This window comes from Aneurinibacillus sp. XH2 (genome assembly GCF_001439585.2).
In the GTDB taxonomy this organism is placed as follows: Bacteria; Bacillota; Bacilli; order Aneurinibacillales; family Aneurinibacillaceae; genus Aneurinibacillus; species Aneurinibacillus thermoaerophilus.
This window is the reverse complement of the sequence record NZ_CP014140.1, coordinates 1,421,451-1,445,307: the sequence shown is the minus strand read 5'-3', so window position 1 is coordinate 1,445,307 and position 23,857 is coordinate 1,421,451. Positions and strand designations below refer to the sequence as shown.

Here is a 23,857-nt window from a genome sequence, read left to right as displayed (position 1 = left end):
TTCATCAGAAAAGTAGTCAAAAATCGAGCAAATCAGACAAAGAAAAACCGACGGGCATAGCTAGCGAGTTTTTTACCGCCTAGCGGGTATACATCGGCCGTATCAAAGAAGTTTGCGCCTGCCTCAAACGCTTTATCCATAATGGCAAAGAAAGTTTGCTTGTCGGCTTGATTCCAAAAGTCATGGTCCCCAAACAAATTATAAATCAATTGGTCCCGTTTATCGTTCCAAATTAAATAAATATTGACAAAAAAATAAGAAAAATATAAATTGATATTGATTATCATAATCATTTAAATCCTACAAAATTCAAAGTAGAGGTGAAAAAAGGGATGGATACAAATGAAATTGTGTTAGAAAAAGTTGAATAATTGTACAAAAGTCTTTTCCAACACAATGGATTTGGCGAATTAAGGCTTTTTTGTATTAAAAAGAGGGAGTTACGCTTTTTCTAGGAGAGGTGTATTATGTTGCAAAAGAGAAAATGGCACAGGTTTGTTGGATCGCTGTTGAGTTTCGTCTTTGTTTTTACCATGCTCTTTCCCATGGGAACAGGGCTAGCCTTAGAGGCAGAGAATACCTTGGAGACAACAGCAGCTTTCGAGGAAGATAATCCTCTTGCGAACGGGGAAAAAACGACTTCCGCTGATAGCATTATCGTAGAGCCAGTAAAGCCTGGGGCTGGAACTATTGCTTCAGAAGAAGAACGTCCAGGTGAAATTATCGTTAAATATAAAAAAGGAAAAGAAAGGCAAGCAAGAGCTGCCCTTGCCACGATGGGAGTACAGGAAGTAGAGCAAGCAGACAATGGAATGACTCTATATACCCTGCAACCAGGGGAAGATATGGCGCAAGTAATAGAAGAACTGGAACAAAATCCTGCTGTGGAATATGCGGAGCCTAACCAGGAATATATGGTGTTTTCCGATGCATCCAGTCAAGAGGCAATCACAGATGAGTATTTCGAGCAGCAGTGGGCGCTGAAAAACATAAAAGCAGAAGAAGCCTGGGAAAAAACAGCAGGGCTATCGGGCACTGTTAAGGTGGCAGTCATTGACACAGGCGTAGACGATAGCCATCCGGATTTAGTCGGCCGGGTATTGCAAGGAAAAAACTTCGCTGAAAGAAAATCGGATGGTACGCTATATCCGGAGAATCGCGACAGTAAGGATGATCACGGACACGGTACCCAGGTAGCCGGTATCATTAGTGCCCTCTATAATAATCAAAAAGGAATAGCGGGAGCTGTTGGTTCTGCTGATGTTAAGATATATCCCGTTAAAGTTATGCATGATAAAGGATCCGGAAGTACTTTTGATATTGCCAACGGAATTCAGTACGCTGCCGACCAAGGTGTCGATATTATCAATTTGAGTTTGGGCGGCAAATATAGCAAAGCGATTGAGCAGGCCGTCAAGTATGCCCAGAACAAAGGAATACTTGTCGTCGCTGCTGCGGGAAATGCGGCTACCAATGTAGATGCTGTATACCCGGCGGCTCTGCCCGATGTGTTAACGGTAGGTGCCATCACACAGGATAAAGATAAAATCGCCGATTTTTCCAACCAAGGAAGCACCCTTGATGTCGTAGCACCGGGAGTGGATATCATTACTACGACGATAAAAGAAAAAGGGACGCTGGGTGATGAAAGTAAAGGATACTATGTGAAAGTAAGCGGTACATCTTTTGCTGCACCTTATGCAGCAGCGGTAGCGGCGCTATATAAGCTACAGAACCCGGGAGCGGCCGCTTCAGATATCGCTTACGCAATAACGGCGGCAGCTACCGATTTAGGTACCGCCGGACGCGATAACACATACGGGTACGGTAAGCTGAATGCGGCGAAAACACTCGATCCGATCACAGATCCCGAGCAGCGGCCCGCCATTCAAATTCTCGAGCCGACAAAAGATAGCCATGTTATGGGAGAAGTATCCATTCAAGCGCGGGTTTCCGACGAAACTATCAATTCGGTACGTTTTTATCTCGATGAAGTGAAAGAAGAGAATTTGATTTCACTTATTAATAAGCAAGGGGAACAGACGCTTTACAATACGAAATGGGATACGAAAAAAATTGCCGACGGTTCGTACACGGTATGGGCGGTTGCGTACAATGGAGAGGCGGAAATCGGGCGTACAAGCGTACCTGTCATCGTAAATAACAATCCGAAAAACGGTCTTATGCTGAATGTGTTTGACCCTGAGGGAAACAAGGCGCCGGGAGCAAAAGTAAGCATATATACAAAAGCGCCTGTTTCACAGGAAGAGACTCCGTTCCCTTCTTCTGCCACTGCTCCGTATACATATAAGTTACTATGGTCGGGCAGTACAGATAGTTTAGGAGTCGCGCGAGTGCCGGGAACGATTGTGACAGATTTAACAACTGTATCGATCGTCGTATACGGTGGGTTTGATTATGCAGATGCTGCGGAAGGAAATACCGTATTTTTATATAATAAGACAGTAGAAGGCCCCGGAGTCTTTACGATCAGGGGAGAAGAAACGGTTCCGGTTACGCTTAACACGCTTGGTGAAAATCAAAAGAAGCTGGAAAACGTAAAGTATTTTGCAACCCTCATCGATGATAACGGTATAACCGTTGGAACGACTACGGCTTTAAATGAAGAAGGTTCTTCTATCTCAACGGTTTTCATGAATAAAGGAAAATATAATTTATTTGCCTACAGTAAAGCAGCGGAGGCTACGTACTTCTTACATGAACGGGCAAAACAAATCGAACAAGCAACGACCATCGTATTCGACGGTTCAAAAGCGGGTGAAGTCGGGTTAGCGCCCGGCAATAATGAGAATAAAATTGTGAATGGCATTCTTTACATGTTTAATGAAGGAACGGAAGAAACGATCGGGATTAATGACGAAGTTCTCGTCGGCAGGAAGCTGCGGGTTACACCTGGGTCTTATGATTTTTGGGTCGATGTTGAGGTCAAAGACCCAGAAGGCGGGCAAAACTGGATTTATGTATTCGGTACCGGTGAAACCGGAGAGAAGTTAGTGGAAGTTCCGACAAACGGCAAGGTGTCCATCCCTGTAGGCGGAACGCTTACTCTTGCAGAATTTGCCCCGGATTTGGAAGAGTTGAAAAATCACCTGAAAAAGACGGGAAAAGAGTATGTGCCACAGGAAGACGAATTTACGGTTCAAAAAAGTTTCGAATATTTCTTTACAAAGCAAAAATTCACCGATGCATACGGCAATCTTCTTGTCGGTATGTATCGAGGCTCTCTAGAAGGCAGTGGACTGTGGAAAAAGCAGAATATGAACGGAGAGAATCCAACCGTCTCCCGACTTGATGAGCAAAGTAATAGCTGGCAGACGCAAGAATATTATTTTGGAAATATTTACCCTAATTTTAAAGTAACGCGTCAAGCGGATAACTTTACGATATACAATAACAAATTCCGCCAGTTTTATTATTGGGCGTTCTGGGCGGTGGTACTGCCTACCGTTACGCCGGGTAAGTATGATGTTCAATTGACGCTTCAGAACAATCCGCTGGCCGGCAAAGAGCTAACCGCTCATATGGTGAATACGGTAAAAGATGACCGGAAATACAAAACGATAAAAACCACATTGAATGGTAAGCCATTCGCAGCCAATGTAACTATTTATCATTCAGTAGAAGACGGCGGCGAAATGATATGGGAGAAGTCGTTCACAGGTAAAGCTAATGCCACTACAGGAGAGCTTGCCATTGAAGATAACATTAAGCTATCGAGTAAAGAGAACGGAAATCTGGCAAAAATCATCTATATTCTAACAGACAAAGAATATGGGGCCGCCAATAAAGGCGAGTATTTGTTCGCTTTCCGCCAATTCACAACGCTTGAAGAACTGAAAGAGATAAAGCTAGAGAATATGCAGCGGGTTGAAATCAGTGCGCAAGATCAAAACGGAAAAGCAATTCAAACTCCGATTCGCCGAGACCGCGGCATTATTTTCCCAGGGCTGGTTGAAGGAAAGAAAGTTCCTTTCTATCAATTTACCGGCAACGACTATAAAAAAGAAGTTGTATGGTTGGAGCCCGGTACGTATCACTTTGACGGTCACTACATTGTTGAAACTGGGGAAAGAAAGAAAGTGAATTATTACCTGTTCCAAAAAGATGCGGTTGTTTCCGGTAGCGAAGGAGCGGTAAACAAAGTATTGCTGGATGGTACCAAGACAGCAAAAATCACTTTTGAACCTGATACAGCGGGATATCATGATTTCAGGGGAGTAAGTCTTTTCCCGTTTAACCCATATCGTCATGAAATGAATGAACTCAACACCGTAGGTCATACTTTCTATTTAGCTGCAGATATTCCATATCATCTAGATACGAAATTAACGCTGGGAGATAAGGAGAATCCAGCGTATACATGGAATTATTTCTTGGAAGAAGCGAAAGAGCAGTCATTTGCACGCGGGGCAGAAAAAATCTGGCAGATCGGTAAGTTTGTACCGCAATTATTGCTCGATAAGACGACTATAAAAAGCACAGAAGCGGTGACCGGACGTTCCGGAATTGTGGACAAACATGGAAACAAAGTTGTCTACACATTCATTGATGAAGATAGCAGTTGGAGCGCCGCTGCAGGTGAGACAGAGGAACAAGGCTCACTTGCTGTCCGCTTGCAGGCAAATGGACAGATCAAAGTCAGTAAGGATGTAGAATATAGCGTCAACCATGAGGAAACGAAACCCACTGGCCCGTCCGTAACGGAAATCTATCCATATCTTCGTGTCTACAAGAAACAAGCAGATGGAAAAGAAACAAGAATTTTTAATGAGAGCAAGGCTGCTTACTATAATGGCTTTAGCGAATCGTTAGGAAACCTTGAGCCAGGAAATTACCGAGTAGAGGTGGCATTTGCTTCCGGGCCGAATGGACCAGTGACTACCACACTGCAAGAGGGTACATTTACTGTGCTAGGTAGCGGCAGCGGTGGATCAGGCAGCGGCGGCTCGGGCAGCGGCGGAGCAGGTGGCGGCGGTGGAAGCATGCAGCCGATGCCAACTCCGGCTAAAGAGGAGACGAAGTCAGTAAGCGATAACCAGATAAATCAAGCGGTGAAAAATGCGCTTGATAACAATGCATCTGTCATTCGTATCGAATCAGATAAAACAGCGGCCATTTCCTTGACAGTTAATCAACTTAAGACAATTAAAGACACGAAAAAAGCGTTGGAGATAAAATTCAATAATGTTACGTTTACAATTCCTTCTGCCGTACTTACTGAATTGCCGATAAAGGATACAGCCACTATTGAATTCTCAGCTACAGCTTTAAACGAGGCAGATGCGAAAAACGTGACAGACGCAGCGGAAAATGCGGCGATGGTGAAAAAAGTCGTCGGAACCATTTTTGAGCTGCGAGTGACTGCGATTACGAAAGCTGGTAAAGCTGTAGGTATCAAAACATTTACAGAGCAGTTGCAGGTAAATTTTCCCGTTCCGAAGGAGGAGCATGCCGCTGCACTGGCTGGTCAGGTTCATGCGCACCGTTTCAATCCGGATACGAAGAGATGGGATTATATCGGAGGGACGTATAATCCTACCACTCGTACGATCAGCTTCACCACCGGCAAGTTTGGCAGATTTGCCCTGTTGATTACGGATGAGGTTATGCAAACATTTGAGTTAACCGATTTGAGAGGTCACTGGGCGGAACAGGATATTCAGTTTATGGTCAGTCAAGGATACGTGAAAGGTATTGGGGGTGGCAAGTTTGCTCCGAACAGCCCGATTACCCGGGCCGAGTTCACGGCTATGCTGGCGCGTATCTTAGGATTGCAGGAAGATAAAGACAGCGCGATAACGTTCAAAGATCTCAGTCCTAAACATTGGGCTTACGAATCGGTACAGGCTGCAGCTAAAGCAGGATTAATCAGCGGTTATAAGGATGGTCGTTTCTATCCGGATCAGAAAATTACCCGTCAGGAAATTTCCGCTTTGATGGCCCGTGCTCTAAAGTATAAACAAGTGGAAAATGAAGTAAGCGAGAATGAGAAGAGCGAATTGCTTCGCAAATTCAAGGATCGAAAAGAAATTTCTCTATGGGCAGAGAAAGATGTGGCCGCAGCAGTGAAAGCAGGCATTGCGGCAGGACGAAGAAGCGATGAATACGCTCCACAGGCTTATGCCACCCGTGCAGAAGGCGCGGTGCTACTGAAACGGGCTCTGGACAAAATAAATAAAACAAAGTAGAGAAAGAGCGATTCGGTGTCAATTGGAACCCCTTGCTATTAAGGGGTTCTTTATTTTTTAAAGTTAATCAAACCAGAGATAATCAACTGCCCTGTTTCTATCCAACAAATAAAGGAGGCAGAATGAGTAAAGTATTATTCTGCCTCCCATGTGTCAACCATTAAGCATTGTTAACAACTTGTGTTCCTTTGTAAGTTCCGCAGCTTTTGCATACGCGGTGAGCAAGCTTCATTTCGCCGCACTCAGGGCATTTTACCATGCCAGGCACTTCCAGTTTGAAGTGAGTCCGACGCTTTCTTTTGCGAGTTTTTGAAGTCCGTCTAAAAGGTACTGCCATGAATCCCACCCCCTTCACAAGATCGCAATCAAAGCATCTATTTGATGGGACAAGTTATCCATCAAAGCACAACAATTATCATACCTGATTTTTGTACAAATGAAAAGCTTTTATTTATCTTGCTTTCCAAAAAGTTCACCCAGCACAGCCAAACGTGGATCAATGCGTTCCACAACGCAACCACAATCTTTTTCATTACGATTCGCTCCGCATTCCGGGCACAGGCCTTTGCAGTCATCGCTGCACACAATCGTGTGCGGTAAAGACAAGAGTACCGTTGCTTCTAGGTATGGTGTCACATCAATTTCATCACTCTCAAGCGGATGAATTTCCATCTCTTCATCGACTCCGAATTCAATCTGATCTTCATCCATAAACATTTCCTTACTACTTGCATTATAGGAGTAAGGAAATCGTTTTAAACACCGGGCACATTCTATCGTAAGCTCGCCGGACACTTGTCCTTCGATAATGAAAAGCCCCGATGTCGCATGCGCTTCTCCTATAAAACGTGCTGGCTTTGCCTCCACAATTTGCGGGTGCTTCCGCTTCAAATGCAAATCGACGGTTTCTTCAAGGGGAAGCTTTCCACCGCGTAGTTGAAGCAATTGATTTTTCCTAAACTTCACCATTTGCCACCTCATTTCGAGCAACGAAAATTATTATATCTTTCCTCTCACTATTATGTCAAGGAAACAATCTTGACAACCTTCCTCCCTTATCAGGTGCCGCTCCAGCAAGGAAAGAAAGAAGCGTTGCCAAGGGACGATTCATCCTTTATATTGAAACAAAAACGAAGGTGAATGACATGAAAACGGTAGGGATCGTTGTCGAATACAACCCGTTACATAACGGTCACGCATACCATTTTGTAGAAGCCAAAAAACGGACGGGCGCCGATGCAATCGTAGCTGTGATGAGCGGACATTTTCTCCAACGCGGCGAACCGGCCATCGTAAACAAATGGGCTCGCGCGAATATGGCGCTTCGGCTCGGCGTCGATCTTGTGCTAGAACTTCCATTCGTCTATGCGACGCAAAACGCTGAACGATTCGCATTCGGGTCCATTGCTACGTTGCACGCCACCGGAGTCGTGGACGCCGTCTGCTTCGGCTCCGAAAGCGGAGAAATCAGCTGGATGAAAGAGCTGGCGGCGCGTCTCGCGGAAGAACCATCCGCTTTTCAAACGGCACTTAAGCAAGAACTGTCACAGGGAAAAAGCTATCCTGCTGCGTATGGGCGGGCGATTAAAATGCTGTTACCAGATACCGAAGAAGCCGAAAACACCAGGCATGCAGCAGAGCCGAATAATATTCTTGGTCTAAATTATTGCCTGGCGCTTCACCGTCTGCAAAGCCCGATGAAAGCCGTTACTATTAAACGACAAAAAGCCGGATACCATCAGACAGACATCACTGATAAAAACATCGCCAGCGCTACCGCGCTACGGCGTATGATATTCGAACGAGAAAACGTCGGACTCGATGTTCTTCTGCCATACGTGCCTGCAGGTACGCTTGAAGTATTGAAGCAAGAAAAGGCAGCCGGACGCTTCCCCATGTCATGGGAACGGTTTTTCCCTTACTTGCAACACCAGTTGCTCACTCGCTGGCCAGAAGAGCTGGCCACCATTCATGAAATGAATGAAGGAATCGAACGCCGTCTGCTACAGGTTCTTCCGGGAACCGATTCGTTCTTCGAACTCATGAACGCGCTTAAAACAAAGCGGTACACATGGAATCGGCTGCAACGCTTGCTTTTGTATAGTATGCTCAACCTAACGCGCGAAAAAATGGCGCGCGCGGAATGCGCACCAGGCCCAACCTATATTCGTGTTCTCGGCTTTAACGAAATAGGACGAAAACTGCTGAAAAAAATGAAAGAAGTAAGCGCCTTGCCCGTAATTACCCGTGTTCCCAAAAACAGGCATCCGATGCTTTCGCTTGATGTACAGGCGGGCGCTATTTACGCGCTCGGCTATCCTCAATGCATAAGAAAAAAAGAAATGCAGCGGGAATTCTGGCAACCCCCACTGCAGTATGAAAACCATGTCTAGTCTTTATTGCTTAGGCGGTAAGCTTTCTAAATAGCGGATAGCATCATCCACCGTGCGCACGGGCACGATTTTCATACCGGTGTTAAGCTTTTCGGCTTCCGCTTTCGCGTCGGCATAATTGGAGCGCGCTTTGCTGCCCGGTGGCACCGGATTGTCCGGCACAAAGAAAATATCGGCTTTCATTTTGTCGGCGGCCCGCACTTTGTGCTCAACCCCGCCGATCGGACCTACCGTTCCATTCTCATGAATCTCTCCTGTGCCGGCAATGCGGTATCCTTTCGTCAAATCACCTGGCATAAGCTGGTTGATAATTTCCAGCGTAAACATCATGCCGGCAGAAGGGCCGCCAATATTCTCGGTTTGAATGGTTACCCTTTTCGGCAACTCTACATCCCGGGCTGTTACCGCGCCATCCGGGTCAGGGTAGGCGATGCCAATGCCGCCCCGTATTTTTTCGCCTGGCGCCTGCGGCAATGCCTTTAACGTCATCTCCACGGTTTTCGCGTGTCCGTCGCGGATATATGTAAGCTTCACTTTTTCCCCGGCCTGTCTGCCTTTTAGGGAGGTGAGCAATTGCTTAGCGTTTTTGATGTTCTTTCCGTCCACCCCAATAATCACATCACCAATCTTCAAATATTTTTCTGCCGGCATATTCGGAATTAAAAAAACGACAAGCGCGCCACGCTCATTGATTTTGACTGGCAGCCCCGCTTTGCGGAACGCAACGATCATCGCATTTTCCTGCGAATGTTTCATTTCCTGCAACTCACGTCGATTGTACTGCTCATCCGTTTCATGGGGGCTGTGAATAGCCTTTTCATTAATCAGTTCCGCATACGGGCTAATTTTGGCATACAAATAGCCCAGCACGTTGGCTTTGCCCATACGAACCGTCGTCAGCATAAGCACGCCTTTTTCATCTTTCTCTCCTCCTTCGACGGTTACCATCGGTTCAAGCTCGATAGCTGAGCCTGGTTGGACAATATAATAAGGCGTTGGACTAAACGCTATTGCGGCCAGCACCGCTGCGATCAGTACGGCCACAATAAACCGTGTCCAACGGCTTGCAAAAAAACGCCGGTGGCGAATCATGCTTGTTTCCTCCATTCTTCTATTTTCTCTTGAATATGCGGTATCATCAACCGCGCCGCTTTTCGTCCTTCTTCAATAATCTGAGCGACATTCGTAAAGGAAGTCGAGCTAAACCGACCTACATCCGGGCGGATCATAATGTCCGCATGTACGGTGCGGTGGCGGAAAATTTCCCGCTCCATTACATCAATCGTCTGGAATATCACATCAAAAAGTGAACGAATCGGGCTGCCTGAAGGCGCGAGTGAAACATCGACCCCAATGGTCAAGTCTGCACCCATGCTTCGGACAAGCTCAATCGGCACGCGATCCACGACACCTCCGTCCACTAATAACCGATTTCCTATTTTATGCGGAACAAAAATACCCGGAATGGAAACGCTGGCGCGTACCGCTTCGTACACAGGCCCTTCCGTAAAAACCACGCGTTCACCTGAAATGAGATCCGCGGCAACAATGGACAGCGGGCGATCCAACTCTTCAATATTTTTGCCGCGTGTCAGCAATTCTACAATATGGCGTAACTTCTCCCCGACGACAAACCCCATGCCAGGAACACATAAATCAAGCCAATGCTTCCGTTTTAAATGAACGGCCAGCTTTTCCATCATGGAAGGCGTAAATCCGCATGCATACAGCGAAGCAACAAGGCTTCCCATACTGCTTCCAGCCAAAAAGGCCGGTCTAATGCCGTGTTCTTCCAGTATTTCCAGCACTCCGATATGCGCAAATCCGCGCGCACCGCCCGATCCCAAGGCCAAACCGATTCGCGACATCATCTTCCCTCCATTTCTCCGTTTTCTTTTCTCCGCCGTATGCCCGTATTAGGAGCAGGTCTAATTTAGAATGCAAGCTCGTACATATATAAGTGTGAGAAGAAGTTGGATAAAGTAAGGAGAATTTGCATGCGTACGATAAAACCTTATATGGTCACCCTTCTGTTCGCCCTATGCTCCTTTTTTCTTGCGGCAAGTTTACTACTCTTCCCGAAAACGTCGTTTTTGGCCGCACTACGCGGCTTGAAAATCTGGTGGGATGTCGTCTTTCCGGCATTGCTTCCGTTTTTCATCACCTCAGAGATTTTGCTCGGCCTAGGCCTCGCCAATTTCATGGGCGTTCTGCTTGAACCGCTCATGCGCCCGATATTCAACATTCCCGGATCAGGTTCATTCGTGTGGACGATGGGCTTTGCATCCGGCTATCCGATCAGCGCCAAGCTCACCGTCCGTCTGCGCGAAAAAAATCTCATTTCACGTGCCGAAGGTGAACGCCTCGTATCCTATACTACGACATCTGATCCTGTCTTTATTACCGGCGCGGTCTCCATCGGTTTTTTTCACAATGCGAAGATCGGACTTATCCTGCTAATATCACATTACCTTTCCGCCATTCTCGTCGGATTCATCATGTCGCTCCATGATCGCAAAGCTGCCCGTACACCATATAATCCAGATACATCAAGGCCAATTTTTTTACGGGCGCTCGTCGCCATGCACCGTGCCCGCTTACAGGATGGACGGACGTTCGGCAAGCTCATGGGCGATGCCGTAATGACATCGATCCAAACTCAGCTCGTTGTCGGCGGGTTTATCCTTCTTTTTTCTGTCCTGCTCGCCCTATTTATGAAGCTCGGTTTAATCGCTCTATTCTCTAATATACTTGGCGCCACACTTTCTTTCTTCGGATATCCGTTCGAAACGGCCCAGGCGTTCATCTACGGCTTATTTGAAGTCACGCTCGGCGCGAAACAGGCAAGCGAACTGTCCACCTCCCAGCCGCCCGCGCTCATAATGGCGGTGACAAGTGCCATTCTGGCTTGGGGTGGGCTTTCTGTGCATGCCCAAGTGGCCAGCCTGCTTGCAGAAACGGATATTCGCTATTTGCCGTTCCTGTTTGCCCGCCTGTGCCACGCACTATTTTCCTTCCTGTTCACGTATACCATCGGCTCATTCCTGTATAACAAGCTACAGCAAAGCGCCAACGGAGCGCTTCCGGTATGGCTGTCTTCATTTGACCCAGCGCGCGATTCACTCTGGACATTATCCTCCCCCCAGACGCTTTCCCTGCTGGTATGTGCAACGCTTATGCTCTCTACCTGGCTGTTCCTTCTGCTCGGCGCTTTCACCTCCAAAAAATAGAAGCGAAAAACCCCGTTTTAACGGGGTTCTCCAAATTTTTCACGCAGCGCCTTTTCCACCACCGGCGGCACCAGACTGCTAACGTCTGCACCGTATTTGCCAACCTCTTTTACAATGCTGGAACTTAAGAAAGAGTACTGATTATTCGTCATCATAAAAAACGTTTCGATGTTATGATCCAACAGGCGGTTGATAGATGCCATCTGCATCTCATATTCAAAGTCCGAAACGGCGCGGAGACCCTTGATAATCGCTTTCGCGCCTTTCGTATGCATGTACTCGACAAGCAGGCCATTAAATGTGTCCACTTCCACGTTCGGCATCCCTTTCGTCGCCTCGCGCAAAAGTTCTAGCCGCTCTTCAATCGTAAAAACCGGATTCGTTTTATTGCGATTAATTAATACCGCCACAATCACCTTATCAAATACTTTCGCACCTCGCTGGATAATGTCAAGGTGCCCGTATGTAACCGGGTCAAAGCTTCCCGGGCAAACCGCAATACTCATCTATACCCACTCCTTTTTATCCCTCATTCTTATAAATGGTAATTGTCGTTTGTCCATACGTTACTTCTTTTATCTTAACGACACCGCCAATCCGGTTGCATAGCATATCTTTGGCATCGTGCTCTGCGACAATAACGGCGCCCGGCGCAAGCAACCTGTAATCAATCATCATCGCAATCTGGCTTTCGATTTGCTGCTCGGCATACGGAGGATCAAGGAACACAATACGAAACGAAAGCTTCCGCTTTTTAAGCGCATTCAAAGCCCGGTTCGCATCGTTTCGGTACACTTCTGCCTGATCGCGCAGACCGGTCGTCCCAAGATTTTGAAAAATAACGTGAACCGCCTTACGGTTTGCATCGATAAAAATGCAGCGTTCCGCCCCCCGGCTCAATGCCTCGATGCCAAGCCCGCCCGTGCCTGCGTACAAGTCAAGAACCAGTCCCCCTTCAAAATAAGGACCTATCATACTAAAAATCGCCTCTTTTACTTTATCCACCGTTGGGCGTGTACTTTTGCCGGGCACAGCTTGCAGCGGATGCCCTTTTTTCGAGCCAGCTATCACTCGCATCGCTTCCACTCCACTATTTTCCGTTTTTAACCGTCGTTAGTATAACACAAACGAAATATCTTGGTAAATAATTAAAGCCTTTTCTTACTTTTGTATGTATATTATGAGCTGAAGCCGACCAAAATAATAACAGCAGCACGGGCTTCCGTGCTGCCGACAACCGCGGAGAAGACTTACGTTTCCCCATAAGCTCTTCCTCCGGTTTCTCCTCTCCCATTATGCAAGCCAAACGATTACGCGTTTGGCTTGCCCGCCCTGTATGATTGCCGGGCGGTTTTTTTTTTATCTTATTTCCCATAGAATAGAATGTGGTAAGATAGAAAACACGGAGAGAGGTGAAGTTCATTGCAACATTTTGTAAATAGTATTATTCAAGCAGTGATTTCCCATGAACATTGGGAAATGTACGTCCGTCTGCTGTTGAGCGCTTTTTTTGGATTTGCGATCGGGCTGGAACGTACAAGCCGTTCCAAACCTGCCGGTATTAAAACATATACGTTTGTCACGGTCGCTTCCACGCTGCTTACGCTTGTGTCCATACACACGGTGGAGCGCTACTCCGTCGCCGGGCATACAATGATGGATCCCATGCGTCTCACCGCTCAGATCGTAAGCGGGCTCGGCTTTCTTGGTGCCGGTCTTATCATTCAGCGTGGCCGTTCTGTCAAAGGGCTTACATCCGCTGCCATGGTGTTTTTCGCGGGCGGCATCGGCATCAGCATCGGAGCCGGCTATTATGGCATGACAGCGTTCGCCATGCTCCTCATGTATCTTGTCATTATTATCGGGCACCGATTGGAACACTCTCCCCTGCTTTCCACCCACCAGGAAGAAGACGAGGAAGAGGAAGAAGAACACGCAGAATCTTAGTCTTTTATTCTTTCTAGGAAATACTCATCCCGCTTTAAATATTCGCGTAGCTTCGCATACTCCGGACCAACCCAAAAAGCAGGACGGCTCACCATATCGGCCGCCTCCTGACGGGCTACTTCAAGCATCCGATAATCCTGCACAACATCAGCCACTTTAAACTCTGGCAACCCGCTCTGTTTAGTGCCAAAAAAATCTCCGGGGCCGCGTAATTCCAGATCGCGACGCGCCACTTCGAAACCGTCGTTCGTCTCAGTCATAATGCGCATCCGCTCCTTGCCGACTTCCGTTTTTGGATCGGCAATCAAGATGCAGTATGACTGTTCCGAGCCACGGCCCACGCGGCCACGCAACTGGTGCAATTGGGCGAGCCCAAAACGTTCGGCATCGTATATAACCATCAAAGAGGCATTCGGTACGTTGACTCCGACTTCTACCACCGTCGTCGAAACAAGCACATGCACCTCGCCCCGGCTAAACTGCTGCATGACTTCATCCTTTTCCTTTGCGGGCAGCCGCCCGTGCATCAACCCCACCTTATACTTTCCGGAGAAATAATGGCTTAACTGCGCATGCACATCGATAGCATTCTGTAAATCCAGCTTTTCTGATTCCTCGATCAATGGGGAAATGACATATGCTTGGCGCCCTTTATCCAATTCTTTACGCATAAAGGCCAAGATCCGATCCAGCATCTCATGCTTCACCCAGTATGTTTCTACCGGCTTGCGGCCGGCCGGCAATTCATCGATGGTCGATACGTCCATATCTCCAAACGCGGTAATGGCAAGCGTCCGCGGAATCGGGGTTGCAGTCATAAACAGCACATCCGGATGCAAGCCTTTTTCCCGCAAAATACGACGCTGCTCTACCCCGAAACGGTGCTGCTCGTCCGTAATGACCAGTCCAAGTTCTCTGAAATACACATCTTCTTGAATGAGAGCATGCGTGCCAACCACAATATGAATCATCCCGGATTGTAACCCAGCCAGAATGTCGCGGCGCTGACGCGCCGTTGCACTGCCGGATAATAAGGCGATTTCAATCCGATGCGGCTCAAGCAATTGCTTAAGCGTCGCATAATGCTGCTCGGCAAGAATTTCTGTCGGCACCATCAATGCGCCTTGAAATCCCGCAGAAGCGGTGGCAAACAGGGCAATGGCTGCCACTACTGTTTTTCCGGAGCCCACGTCTCCCTGAAGCAGACGATTCATCCGGTATTTCGCCTGCATGTCATCCAGTATCTCTTTGATCACCCGCTTCTGGGCGTTTGTCAGTGAAAACGGCAAGCTCCGAACAAAAGCGCGCACCTTGTCGAGCGGTATTTTCTGCGCCATCCCATCGCTCGCTCTCCGGTTCATCGCATGGTAAGCTGCAAGCTTTAACTGAAATAAAAACAACTCCTCGAATGCCAGCCTGCGCCGACCCTGTTTGCCGGCTGCAATGCTTGTCGGAAAATGAATATTGCGAATGGCCTCCGCCCGGGAAGCAAGCTTATATTTTTGCACGAGGTAAGGCGGTAGAATTTCTTCCACCGCTCCCCCGTATTCTCTTAACGCTTCCGCCACCCAGCGGCGCATTTGTTTTACTTGAATATTGGCGGTCGTCGAATAGACCGGCTCAATGGTTCCTTCTTTCGGTACCTTTTTTCCCGTATCAAGAAAATAGTGTTCACTTACTGTTATTTGCAAACGCGCCCGCTCAAACTTTCCGGATAGCATAATCTCGCGCCCGGCACGCAGCTGTTGCTTCAAAAAGTGGCGGTTGAACCAGATGGCGGTCAGCACCACCCTGTCTACCACCACTTTCACCGACAAACGCGATTTCTTCTGGCCATAGAACCGGACGACGGGCTCGCCATATACCGTTCCGACAATCGTAATCTTTTCCCCGTCTTCCGCCTCGCTTACATCCCGCACCCGGTAGTCTTCGTAACGATACGGAAAGTGTTCGAGCAAATCTTCGATGGTGCGGATGCCGAGCGCTTCGAGATCAAGCGCCCGCTCCGCCCCGATGCCTTTGAGCGCGGTGACGGGCTGCAATAATTTGTTACTCACTTTTTCCCTTAAGCGGCCCACCGAAAATTTTCGCCTCCAATGCTTTTCCTGTCGGCGTAGCCGCTAACCCTCCTAACGCAGTCTCTCTTAAAGCATGCGGCATCGTTTTGCCGATCCGGTACATCGCATCAATAACTTCATCACAGGGAATCCGGCTCTTGATACCGGCCAAAGCCATATCGGCTGCCACGGTGGCGATCGCCGCCCCCATAGCGTTCCGCTTTACGCATGGCACTTCAACTAAACCGGCTACTGGATCACATACAAGGCCGAGCAAATTTTTCAGCGCAATGGCGGTTGCATGCGCCGATTGTTCCGCGGTGCCACCGGCCATTTCAACAATCGCCGCAGCAGCCATAGCTGTAGCCGATCCTACCTCCGCTTGGCAACCGCCTGTAGCGCCCGCAATAAAAGCATTATTGGCAATCACATAACCGATAGCGCCCGCGGTAAACAAATAACGTACCATGGCTTCGCGAGTCGCCTGCAAACGCGGCGCAATCGAGAACAATGTGCCTGGAATAATGCCGCAGGCGCCCGCTGTCGGTGTTGCTACAATCGTGCCCATCGCCGCGTTCACTTCGTTGGTCGCAATCGCCTTGCTTACCGCATCCAACACCTCCGCTCCAGCCAGCGTTTTTCCTTTTTTAATATATGCCTGCAACTTTCGAGCATCGCCCCCGCTTAATCCGCTGCGTGAAGCCACTTTCTCCATAGTTCCGCGCTGTACCGCCTGCTCCATTATTTCAAGATTTCGGTACATTTCCTGCATAATGGCCTCCCGTGTCCGGCCTGAAACTTCTATTTCAGCCAAAATCATAATTTCTGAAATGGGTTTATTCTCGTGAGCAGAAAGCTGGACAAGCTCAGCAACCGTCTTAAACTGCATCTTCTCATTCTCCTTTACGGATTTCTTTTTTCGTTTTCATGTTTGTTTCAAGTCTAAAGCGACAGCAGCGACGCTTTCAGCACATGGGGAATCGCTTCAATTTCGCGCACTGCATCCTCCGGCAAATCCTGGTCTGTTTCTATTACCATCAATGCCTCGCTTCCTTTGGATTTACGGGCCACTTCCATTGCCGCGATATTCATTTGCCATCTTGTTAACACATTGGAAACGCTGGCAATCATGCCGAATCGGTCTTTATGCAGTACAAGCAAAGCAGGAGAATTTCCTGAAAGCTTTACCGTAAAACCGTTAATTTCCGTAATCTCAATTTTTCCCCCACCGATGGAGATTCCCGTAATTTCAAGGCTTTCTTCCTTATCCTGCAACTTGATCCGCGCCATGTTCGGATGGGTAATTTCTTCTTCATCTATATGAAACACTACCGACACGCCGGAGCGGCGGGCAATCTCCAGCGAATCAACGATCCGTTTATCCGATGTATCAAAACCCAGCACACCGCCGACAATCGCAATATCCGTTCCATGACCTTTGTGCGTCTTGGCAAACGAACCGAAAAAAGTAATATCGATTCTTTCCGGCGCCCTGCCGAACAACACGCGTGCCACTCTGCCAATACGAGCCGCCCCCGCTGTATGTGAACTGGAAGGTCCGATCATCACCGGGCCAATAATGTCAAATACGGAGCGATATTTCAAAACGTTTCCCCCTTACAATAAAAATATTCCTATCATCAAGCATGATAGGAACGCAATATCTATTATTCATATTATACTTTATACAGCATCAAGGCTGACAACCCCAACCTCCATAGCAAAACTATTCTTACAATTTTTGTCTTCCCGCATCCGCCTTAACCTACGACGGTTCATTCACATAGAGTGCAGGCGCATCCTCTAACGATGTAAAGGATAAACCATTGACAGATTGCTTGCTTTTAAACAGCGCGTATGATATTATGTTTAAGTATGCAAAGAGAGTCATTTTGTGTGACTGCATCTCAGGGAGGTGGAAATAAATGGCACGTGTATGTTACGTAACTGGAAAGCGGGCAGGAACCGGTAATAAACGCAGCCACTCCAACCGCGCAAACAAGCGCAAATGGGGCGTAAACGTGCAAAAAGTGCGCATCCTAGTGGATGGTAAGCCGAAGCGCGTATACGTAAGCACAAAAGCGTTACGCTCTGGTTTAGTTACCCGTGTTTAATAAAGAAAACCGTAGCGCATCAAGTTGCGTCCGGACGGGACCTGCTATTTATGGCAGGTTCTTTTTCATTGTTTGAGAAGCATCCTCCTTTCCTTCATACTCCCTCAGTTCGCCATGGCGTTGACAAGCTGTTTTCACGTCAGGACTTGTGGTTAACAGACCACGATCGTTTTCTTTCTTATTAAGACAGAAAAGCACCTGATTTATGGTGCTTTTTCATGTCTTGCGCCGCCTCATCGTTTTCCTCCGCCGAGAATCGCGCGAATCAATCCTCCGAGAAACTTCGGCAGCTTAATGGTATAAAACTTCATGATGACCCCTCCCCTTAATTCAGGTACAATTTAGTATATTCACCTTGGTTCCTCAGATGTGTATCATCTGCGATTTTCATTTATTCGCTCGATTTAACATATGATCGATTCAGGGGATTTATGAAAACCGATAAAAAAGAATAAAAAAATTCTCCTTTCTTTAACATAAAGAAAGGAGAATTTCCGGGCCTTCTGTCATTCGCACGCCTGCCTGATTTCCCGAATTGCCCGAGCGCGATCCTGCTGTCCGAAGATAGCGTTACCGGCCACAAGGCAAGTCGCGCCTGCTTCCACGACAAGCGGCGCTGTCTCTGCGTTGATACCGCCATCAATTTGAATCTCTACTTTATCTTCCAGGCCGCGCTCCACAAGCAACTCTCTCAGTTGCTTTATCTTGCGCACAACTTCCGGGATAAACTTCTGGCCGCCAAAGCCCGGGTTGACCGACATCAACAGCACCATGTCAATGTCTTCGAGTATGTGCTCAAGCGTGGATACCGGCGTCGCCGGATTTAGCGATACGGCCGCCTTCACGCCCTGATTTTTAATATGGTAGATCGTGCGGTGCAGATGCACGCACGCTTCCTGATGCACGGTAATCATATCGGCGCCGCTCTTTGCAAATTCAGGAATGTAGAAATCCGCATTCTCAATCATTAGATGAACATCAAGCGTCAGGTTCGTATGCGGACGGATTGCCTTGACAACCAACGGACCGATAGTCAGATTCGGCACGAAATGCCCATCCATTACATCGACATGAATCCAATCCGCTCCTCCCTGTTCAACCTCTTTAATTTCCTCTCCCAAGCGGGCAAAATCCGCGGAAAGAATGGAAGGTGCAATCTTAACCATATGTCTAGTACCTCGGCTTTCTATCCTTAATTTCCTGTAAAAACTCTACGTAATGCTGATAACGCGCAGGCTGGATTTCCCCCGCTTCGACAGCGGCGCGCACGGCGCAATTCGGCTCGTTTACATGCAAGCAGCCCCGGAACTTGCATTCACCAAGCCTTGAGCGCATTTCCTTAAAATACAGCCCCAGTTCACCCGCTGCAATCGCCTGAAAATCGAGCGAACTAAAACCGGGCGTATCCGCCACCCAGCCGCCTTCCGGCAAACGGATTAATTCCACATGGCGGGTTGTATGACGCCCGCGACCCAGCTTCTGGCTAATCGGCGCCGTCTCAAGGTTTAATTCGTTGAACAACGCGTTTAAAAGCGAAGACTTCCCGACGCCGGATTGTCCGGCAAAAACAGAGAGATGTCCGCGCAGACGGGCGCGGATTTCTTCTATTCCGCTTTTGCTTTTCGAACTGGTTACAGCGACCGGATAGCCGATAGCTTCACAATAGGCCCAGACGCGCTCAATTTCGCTTATGTTCGGCACTAAATCGGCCTTTGTCAAACAAATCACTGCATCCACTCCGGCCGCTTCTGTGTGCACAAGAAATTTATCCAGCAATTGCGGATTAAAGTCGGGTTCGACAAGGGAAAATACGAGTATCGCCTGATCGATATTAGCGATGGGCGGACGGATTAATTCGCTCGTCCGCGGCAAAACTTCGGTTACTGTCCCTTCTGTTCCATTCGCTTCGTATACGACTTCGTCCCCGACAAGCGGCGTTATGCCTTTTTTCCGGAATACTCCCCTGGCTCGGCACCGCCAGCACTGATCCCCATCCTGCACATAGTAGTAGCCGGCCAGCACTTTTACAATACGGCCCTGCGGCATGAGACCCCTCCAACTATGTTATTGAAAATCGCTGTATCTGACTTGTTTTTCCTGGTACAATTGTCCATCCTTGTACACCTGGATGAGTGCGTCTTTCGAAGGCGAAAGAACGACCGGGATTTGAAACTTGATGCTTTGCGTGATGGTGTAATTTTCTATGGTCTTATTCTCCCCGGTGGCATCCGTTACTTTAATCTCGATGTTTGCTTTTTCGCCTGGATTCAGATAAACATCCACTTCTTCCTTCACGCGGCGCGCTTCTTCCGGCAGACCGGAACTTACCGTCACACGCACCCACGTGCCTCTCTCCAAGCGATTATCCGGTCGATACGACTGCTCGATAACCATTCCTTCCGGTTTGTAGCTCGGCGCCCGTTCAAGCTGAAGGCGTAAACCTAATCTTTCCATTTTTGCCTTCATTTCTTCTTCTGTCAACCCGACCAAATTCGGCATGGTTACTTTATCCTGTCCATCGCTTACGACCAGCCGAACTTCAGTTTCGCCCGCGACGATTTCTGTGCCGGCAGCTGGCGTTTGCCTGAGAATTGTGCCGGCAGGCTGTTCTTCACTCGGTTCTTTTTCAATTTTATAGTCTTTATATTTACCTGCAAGCTGGCTTTCGATTTCGTCAATATTCTGGCCGACGAAATTTGGCATTGTCGCCTTCGGCTTGCCCTTGCTGACAATAAGCTGGACTTCGGTGCCTTCTTTTACCGGCATGTTGGCCACCGGATTCTGTTTAATAACATGTCCTGCCTCTACCGTGTTATCAAACTGTTCCTGAATCGCCGGCTTCAGATGAACGGCCTCAAGCTTCTGGCGCGCTTCTTCCAGCGGTAGATTTTGCACCGACGGTACGACTACGTCAGGCGGTACGCCCAACCAAGAGAAACCGTAAAATATGCTAGCGCCTACCAGCACAAAAAACAGCAGAATACCACCCGTCCAGCCAATCGCCTTTTTCCACGGAACCGGCCTCGCCCGCTCTTCCGTCTCTTCTTCCTCTTCCTGTACGGGCGCTTTTTCCGCGGCACTCACCGCCGGAATCTCACGAATCGTATGCCCTTCTTCTTCATCCCACGAACGTTTGCGCAGCATCTCAGGTTTGATAGCCGGAATCACGCGGGTAATCTCCGGATCTTCTTCCGGCGCGTATTTCTCCGGCAGAACATAAGGCGCCTCGCTTCTCCGTTCAGAAGTCAAACACGTCCGCAAATCCTCAAGCATTTCGCGCGCCGATTCATACCGGTACATCGGCTCTTTAGCCATCGCGCGAACGATAATGTTTTCCACGCTTTGCGGAATTTCTGGACGCAACTTGCGCGGCCGCACATACGGTTCCTGCAAATGCTTCAGCGCCACACTAATCGGCGAATCCCCGGAAAAAGGAAGTTCACCCGTCAGCATCTCGTATAATACAACCCCGAGAGAATATAAATCGGACTTGGCGCCGGCCGCAATGCCTTTTGCCTGTTCCGGCGAAAAATAATGAACAGAACCGAGTACGGAACCGGTATGCGTGATCGTGACAGATGAGACGGCCCGGGCAATTCCAAAGTCGGTAACTTTAATGCGCCTGAACTTGTTAATAAGAATATTGTGCGGCTTAATGTCGCGATGAATTAATTCATTCTGATGGGCATGGTCAAGCGCATCACAAATCTGGATCGCAATGTCCACCGCTTCTTTCACATCGAGGGGAGCGTGTTCATTGATGTACTGCTTCAGCGTCATCCCTTCCACATACTCCATTACGATGTAGTACATATCATCTTCCTGACCGATATCATATATATTTACTACGTGTGGATGCGATAGGCTCGCCGCCGCCTGGGCTTCCCGATGAAAGCGGGCCACAAAATCGTCATCGTTGCCGAACTGGGAGCGCAGCACTTTAAGCGCGACCGTACGATTCAATAGCGTATCGCGCGCACGATAGACAATGGCCATGCCGCCTTCCCCAATTTTTTGCTCGATCTCATAGCGGCCTCCGATTCGTTTTCCAATCATTTGCAGGCTCCCCCCTTTCATTCTCCAGCCTCCGGTTGATTGCGCAGAAGGATAACCGTAATGTTATCTTCTCCACCCGCTTTTAATGCCCGGGCAATCAACTCGTCCGCCATTTCTTTCAGGGAACCGTTCGCGAGTACGGACGCGATCGTCTCTCCGCTGATTTTGCCGGAGAGCCCATCAGAACAAAGAAGCAGCGTATCGCCCGTATCCCAATGCAAAATGCTAAAGTCGGCTTTCACCTTTTTGTCCGTGCCAAGAGCGCGGGTCAAAATATTGCGTCGCGGGTGGTTGGCCGCTTCATCCTGCGTGATTTGGTGATTGCGCAAAAGCTCATTCACAAGCGTATGATCGTTCGTGATCTGCTGCAAAATTCCGTGACTATACCGGTAAATTCGGCTGTCTCCGACATGTGCGAGAACGCCAAGCTGCCGGTTCATGAGCGCGATAACGACCGTTGTTCCCATGCCGTGGCATTCTTCATGCTCCTGTGCGTACGCGAGAATTCGCTCGTTGGCAAGTTGAATCGCATCATTTAGTTTTTGCTGCAATTCGTTCGGCGTAAGATGGTCGGCCACTTCGCGCAGCGAGTCGCAAATGATGTCCACCGCCATCTGGCTGGCAACATCCCCTGCTTGGTGGCCGCCCATACCATCAGCCACAATTCCAAGAATCCATCCATTATCGTAGCGCTGAACTCGCCCGGAATCCTCATTTGTTTGTCTCACACAACCGATATGCGTTTGTATGACTGACTCCATCCGTATCCTCACCCCTACGTCTGTTTAGCGTGCTGGGCCCGCAGTTGGCCGCAGGCCGCAGCGATATCGCTGCCGTGTTCCCGGCGAATCGTGGCGTTAATACCTTTTGCTTGCAAAATTCTTAGGAACTTGAAAATGTCGTTGCGCGCGGTGCGTACATAGTTGCGTTCCGGGACATAGTTAACTGGAATTAAATTCACATGGCACAGCATGCCATCCAGCAATTCGGCCAGCTCTTCCGCGTGCCCGGGCTGGTCGTTAACCCCGCCAAACAAGCCGTACTCGAAAGTCAGACGGCGCCCGGTTGTTTTAATATAATACTCGCAGGCACGCATCAGTTCATCCATCGGATAACGGCGGTTCACCGGCATAAGGCGCGTGCGAATTTCCGCATTCGGCGCGTGCAAAGAAATCGCCAGATTGACCTGCATTTTTTCGTCGGCAAACCGGTAAATGTACGGCACGATACCGCTTGTTGATACCGTAATGTGCCGCTGACCGATGTTTAATCCTTTCTTATCATTGATAATGCGGAGGAATGACAACAGCGCATCATAGTTTTCAAACGGCTCACCGATGCCCATCACAACCACATGGCTAGCCCGCTGTCCTTCCGGATCAAGCGCTTTTTGTGCCGTCAGCACCTGGGCGACAATCTCGCCCGCTTCCAGATTGCGTTTCAGGCCGCCGAGCGTTGAGGCACAAAATGTGCAACCGATGCGGCAGCCAACTTGAGTTGTAACGCAAATACTGTTGCCGTAATTATGACGCATGATGACCGTTTCAATGGCATGGCCGTCATGTAGTGAAAAAAGGAACTTCACCGTTCCGTCTTGTGAAACTTGACGTGTAATCTCGCGCAGCGCATCCATGCTAAATGATGCATCCAACTTCTCGCGCAGCGCTTTGGACAGGTTGGTCATCTCAGCGAATGAACCCACCCTCTTGACATATAGCCAATCAAATACCTGCCCGGCGCGAAACGCTTTCTCTCCATTTTGCTGCATCCATTCTTGCAATTCGGGCAAGGTTAAGCTATAAATAAAAGATTTCATGCTTTAAATCACCATATCTTCCTCAAAAAGTTCAC

General features: G+C 48.4%; 21 protein-coding genes. 5 read left to right on the top strand and 16 right to left on the bottom strand.

Features of this window, described 5'->3' with window-relative positions; all coding sequences use genetic code 11:
* Window positions 1-32: 32 nt before the first annotated feature.
* Window positions 33-287 (bottom strand): aldo/keto reductase, encoded by a 255-nt coding sequence (locus tag ACH33_RS19830; protein ID WP_057898366.1) that lies wholly within the window; start codon window positions 285-287, stop codon window positions 33-35.
* 180 nt (window positions 288-467) lie between these two features.
* Here ACH33_RS19830 and ACH33_RS07035 point away from each other — a divergent pair, with 180 nt between their 5' ends.
* Complete coding sequence (locus ACH33_RS07035; protein WP_057898365.1) at window positions 468-6,209, top strand: S8 family serine peptidase; 5,742 nt, start codon at window positions 468-470, stop codon at window positions 6,207-6,209.
* A 160-nt stretch (window positions 6,210-6,369) separates the two neighbouring features.
* On the opposite strand, the gene rpmF is transcribed toward ACH33_RS07035, so the two are convergent.
* Both rpmF and ACH33_RS07025 read right to left on the bottom strand, forming a co-directional pair.
* The gene (gene rpmF / locus ACH33_RS07030; RefSeq protein ID WP_057898364.1) at window positions 6,370-6,546 is read right to left on the bottom strand and encodes a 50S ribosomal protein L32; all 177 of its coding nucleotides are present in this window, start codon (window positions 6,544-6,546) and stop codon (window positions 6,370-6,372) included.
* A 110-nt stretch (window positions 6,547-6,656) separates the two neighbouring features.
* On the bottom strand, window positions 6,657-7,190 hold the full coding sequence (locus ACH33_RS07025; protein WP_082705939.1) for a YceD family protein: 534 nt from the start codon (window positions 7,188-7,190) through the stop codon (window positions 6,657-6,659).
* Between the two features lie 164 nt (window positions 7,191-7,354).
* On the opposite strand from ACH33_RS07025, the gene ACH33_RS07020 reads away from it, so the two are divergent.
* Window positions 7,355-8,602: a nucleotidyltransferase gene (locus tag ACH33_RS07020; protein ID WP_057898362.1), complete on the top strand. Its 1,248-nt coding sequence runs from the start codon at window positions 7,355-7,357 to the stop codon at window positions 8,600-8,602.
* Window positions 8,603-8,605: 3 nt separating this feature from the next.
* On the opposite strand, the gene ACH33_RS07015 is transcribed toward ACH33_RS07020, so the two are convergent.
* Both ACH33_RS07015 and ACH33_RS07010 read right to left on the bottom strand, forming a co-directional pair.
* Window positions 8,606-9,694 (bottom strand): SepM family pheromone-processing serine protease, encoded by a 1,089-nt coding sequence (locus tag ACH33_RS07015; protein ID WP_236781982.1) that lies wholly within the window; start codon window positions 9,692-9,694, stop codon window positions 8,606-8,608.
* Entirely contained in the window at window positions 9,691-10,473 is a 783-nt protein-coding gene (locus tag ACH33_RS07010; RefSeq protein WP_057898360.1) for a patatin-like phospholipase family protein, read from the bottom strand. Before ACH33_RS07010 ends, ACH33_RS07015 begins: the two co-directional genes overlap by 4 nt.
* A gap of 126 nt (window positions 10,474-10,599) precedes the next feature.
* On the opposite strand from ACH33_RS07010, the gene ylbJ reads away from it, so the two are divergent.
* Window positions 10,600-11,832, top strand: coding sequence for a sporulation integral membrane protein YlbJ (ylbJ, locus tag ACH33_RS07005; protein ID WP_057898359.1), 1,233 nt, complete (start codon window positions 10,600-10,602; stop codon window positions 11,830-11,832).
* A 17-nt stretch (window positions 11,833-11,849) separates the two neighbouring features.
* Here the strand turns inward: ylbJ and coaD are convergent, their stop codons facing one another.
* A complete protein-coding gene (gene coaD / locus ACH33_RS07000) occupies window positions 11,850-12,338 on the bottom strand; it encodes a pantetheine-phosphate adenylyltransferase (RefSeq protein WP_057898358.1) in 489 nt (162 codons plus the stop codon).
* A 16-nt stretch (window positions 12,339-12,354) separates the two neighbouring features.
* Window positions 12,355-12,909: a 16S rRNA (guanine(966)-N(2))-methyltransferase RsmD gene (gene rsmD / locus ACH33_RS06995; RefSeq protein WP_057898357.1), complete on the bottom strand. Its 555-nt coding sequence runs from the start codon at window positions 12,907-12,909 to the stop codon at window positions 12,355-12,357.
* A 345-nt stretch (window positions 12,910-13,254) separates the two neighbouring features.
* Here rsmD and ACH33_RS06990 point away from each other — a divergent pair, with 345 nt between their 5' ends.
* The gene (locus ACH33_RS06990) at window positions 13,255-13,779 is read left to right on the top strand and encodes an MgtC/SapB family protein (protein ID WP_322787627.1); all 525 of its coding nucleotides are present in this window, start codon (window positions 13,255-13,257) and stop codon (window positions 13,777-13,779) included.
* Here the strand turns inward: ACH33_RS06990 and recG are convergent.
* Genes recG through sdaAB form a run of 3 tightly spaced genes read right to left on the bottom strand, consistent with a single transcriptional unit; the run spans window position 13,776 to window position 17,441 of the window.
* Window positions 13,776-15,836 carry an ATP-dependent DNA helicase RecG gene (gene recG, locus ACH33_RS06985; protein WP_057900281.1) on the bottom strand — a complete coding sequence of 687 codons (2,061 nt, stop codon included), beginning with the start codon at window positions 15,834-15,836 and terminating at the stop codon, window positions 13,776-13,778. The two genes, ACH33_RS06990 and recG, sit on opposite strands and share 4 nt — an antisense overlap.
* Window positions 15,829-16,725: an L-serine ammonia-lyase, iron-sulfur-dependent, subunit alpha gene (gene sdaAA / locus ACH33_RS06980; RefSeq protein WP_057898356.1), complete on the bottom strand. Its 897-nt coding sequence runs from the start codon at window positions 16,723-16,725 to the stop codon at window positions 15,829-15,831. Before sdaAA ends, recG begins: the two co-directional genes overlap by 8 nt.
* A gap of 53 nt (window positions 16,726-16,778) precedes the next feature.
* Window positions 16,779-17,441, bottom strand: a complete 663-nt coding sequence (gene sdaAB / locus ACH33_RS06975) for an L-serine ammonia-lyase, iron-sulfur-dependent subunit beta (protein ID WP_057898355.1) — start codon at window positions 17,439-17,441, stop codon at window positions 16,779-16,781.
* 320 nt (window positions 17,442-17,761) lie between these two features.
* On the opposite strand from sdaAB, the gene rpmB reads away from it, so the two are divergent.
* A complete protein-coding gene (gene rpmB / locus ACH33_RS06970; RefSeq protein WP_057898354.1) occupies window positions 17,762-17,950 on the top strand; it encodes a 50S ribosomal protein L28 in 189 nt (62 codons plus the stop codon).
* Window positions 17,951-18,183: 233 nt separating this feature from the next.
* Here the strand turns inward: rpmB and spoVM are convergent, their stop codons facing one another.
* The 6 genes from spoVM to rlmN all read right to left on the bottom strand — a co-directional run bounded on the left by spoVM (window position 18,184) and on the right by rlmN (window position 23,822).
* Complete coding sequence (gene spoVM / locus ACH33_RS18635) at window positions 18,184-18,261, bottom strand: stage V sporulation protein SpoVM (protein WP_082706166.1); 78 nt, start codon at window positions 18,259-18,261, stop codon at window positions 18,184-18,186.
* A gap of 195 nt (window positions 18,262-18,456) precedes the next feature.
* Window positions 18,457-19,116, bottom strand: coding sequence for a ribulose-phosphate 3-epimerase (rpe, locus tag ACH33_RS06965; protein ID WP_057898353.1), 660 nt, complete (start codon window positions 19,114-19,116; stop codon window positions 18,457-18,459).
* A 4-nt stretch (window positions 19,117-19,120) separates the two neighbouring features.
* Window positions 19,121-19,996 (bottom strand): ribosome small subunit-dependent GTPase A, encoded by an 876-nt coding sequence (gene rsgA / locus ACH33_RS06960; protein WP_057898352.1) that lies wholly within the window; start codon window positions 19,994-19,996, stop codon window positions 19,121-19,123.
* 18 nt (window positions 19,997-20,014) lie between these two features.
* On the bottom strand, window positions 20,015-22,006 hold the full coding sequence (gene pknB, locus ACH33_RS06955) for a Stk1 family PASTA domain-containing Ser/Thr kinase (RefSeq protein WP_082706165.1): 1,992 nt from the start codon (window positions 22,004-22,006) through the stop codon (window positions 20,015-20,017).
* 17 nt (window positions 22,007-22,023) lie between these two features.
* Window positions 22,024-22,767, bottom strand: a complete 744-nt coding sequence (locus ACH33_RS06950) for a Stp1/IreP family PP2C-type Ser/Thr phosphatase (protein ID WP_057898350.1) — start codon at window positions 22,765-22,767, stop codon at window positions 22,024-22,026.
* A gap of 14 nt (window positions 22,768-22,781) precedes the next feature.
* Window positions 22,782-23,822 (bottom strand): dual-specificity RNA methyltransferase RlmN, encoded by a 1,041-nt coding sequence (gene rlmN, locus ACH33_RS06945; RefSeq protein WP_057898349.1) that lies wholly within the window; start codon window positions 23,820-23,822, stop codon window positions 22,782-22,784.
* Between the last annotated feature and the right edge of the window lie 35 nt (window positions 23,823-23,857).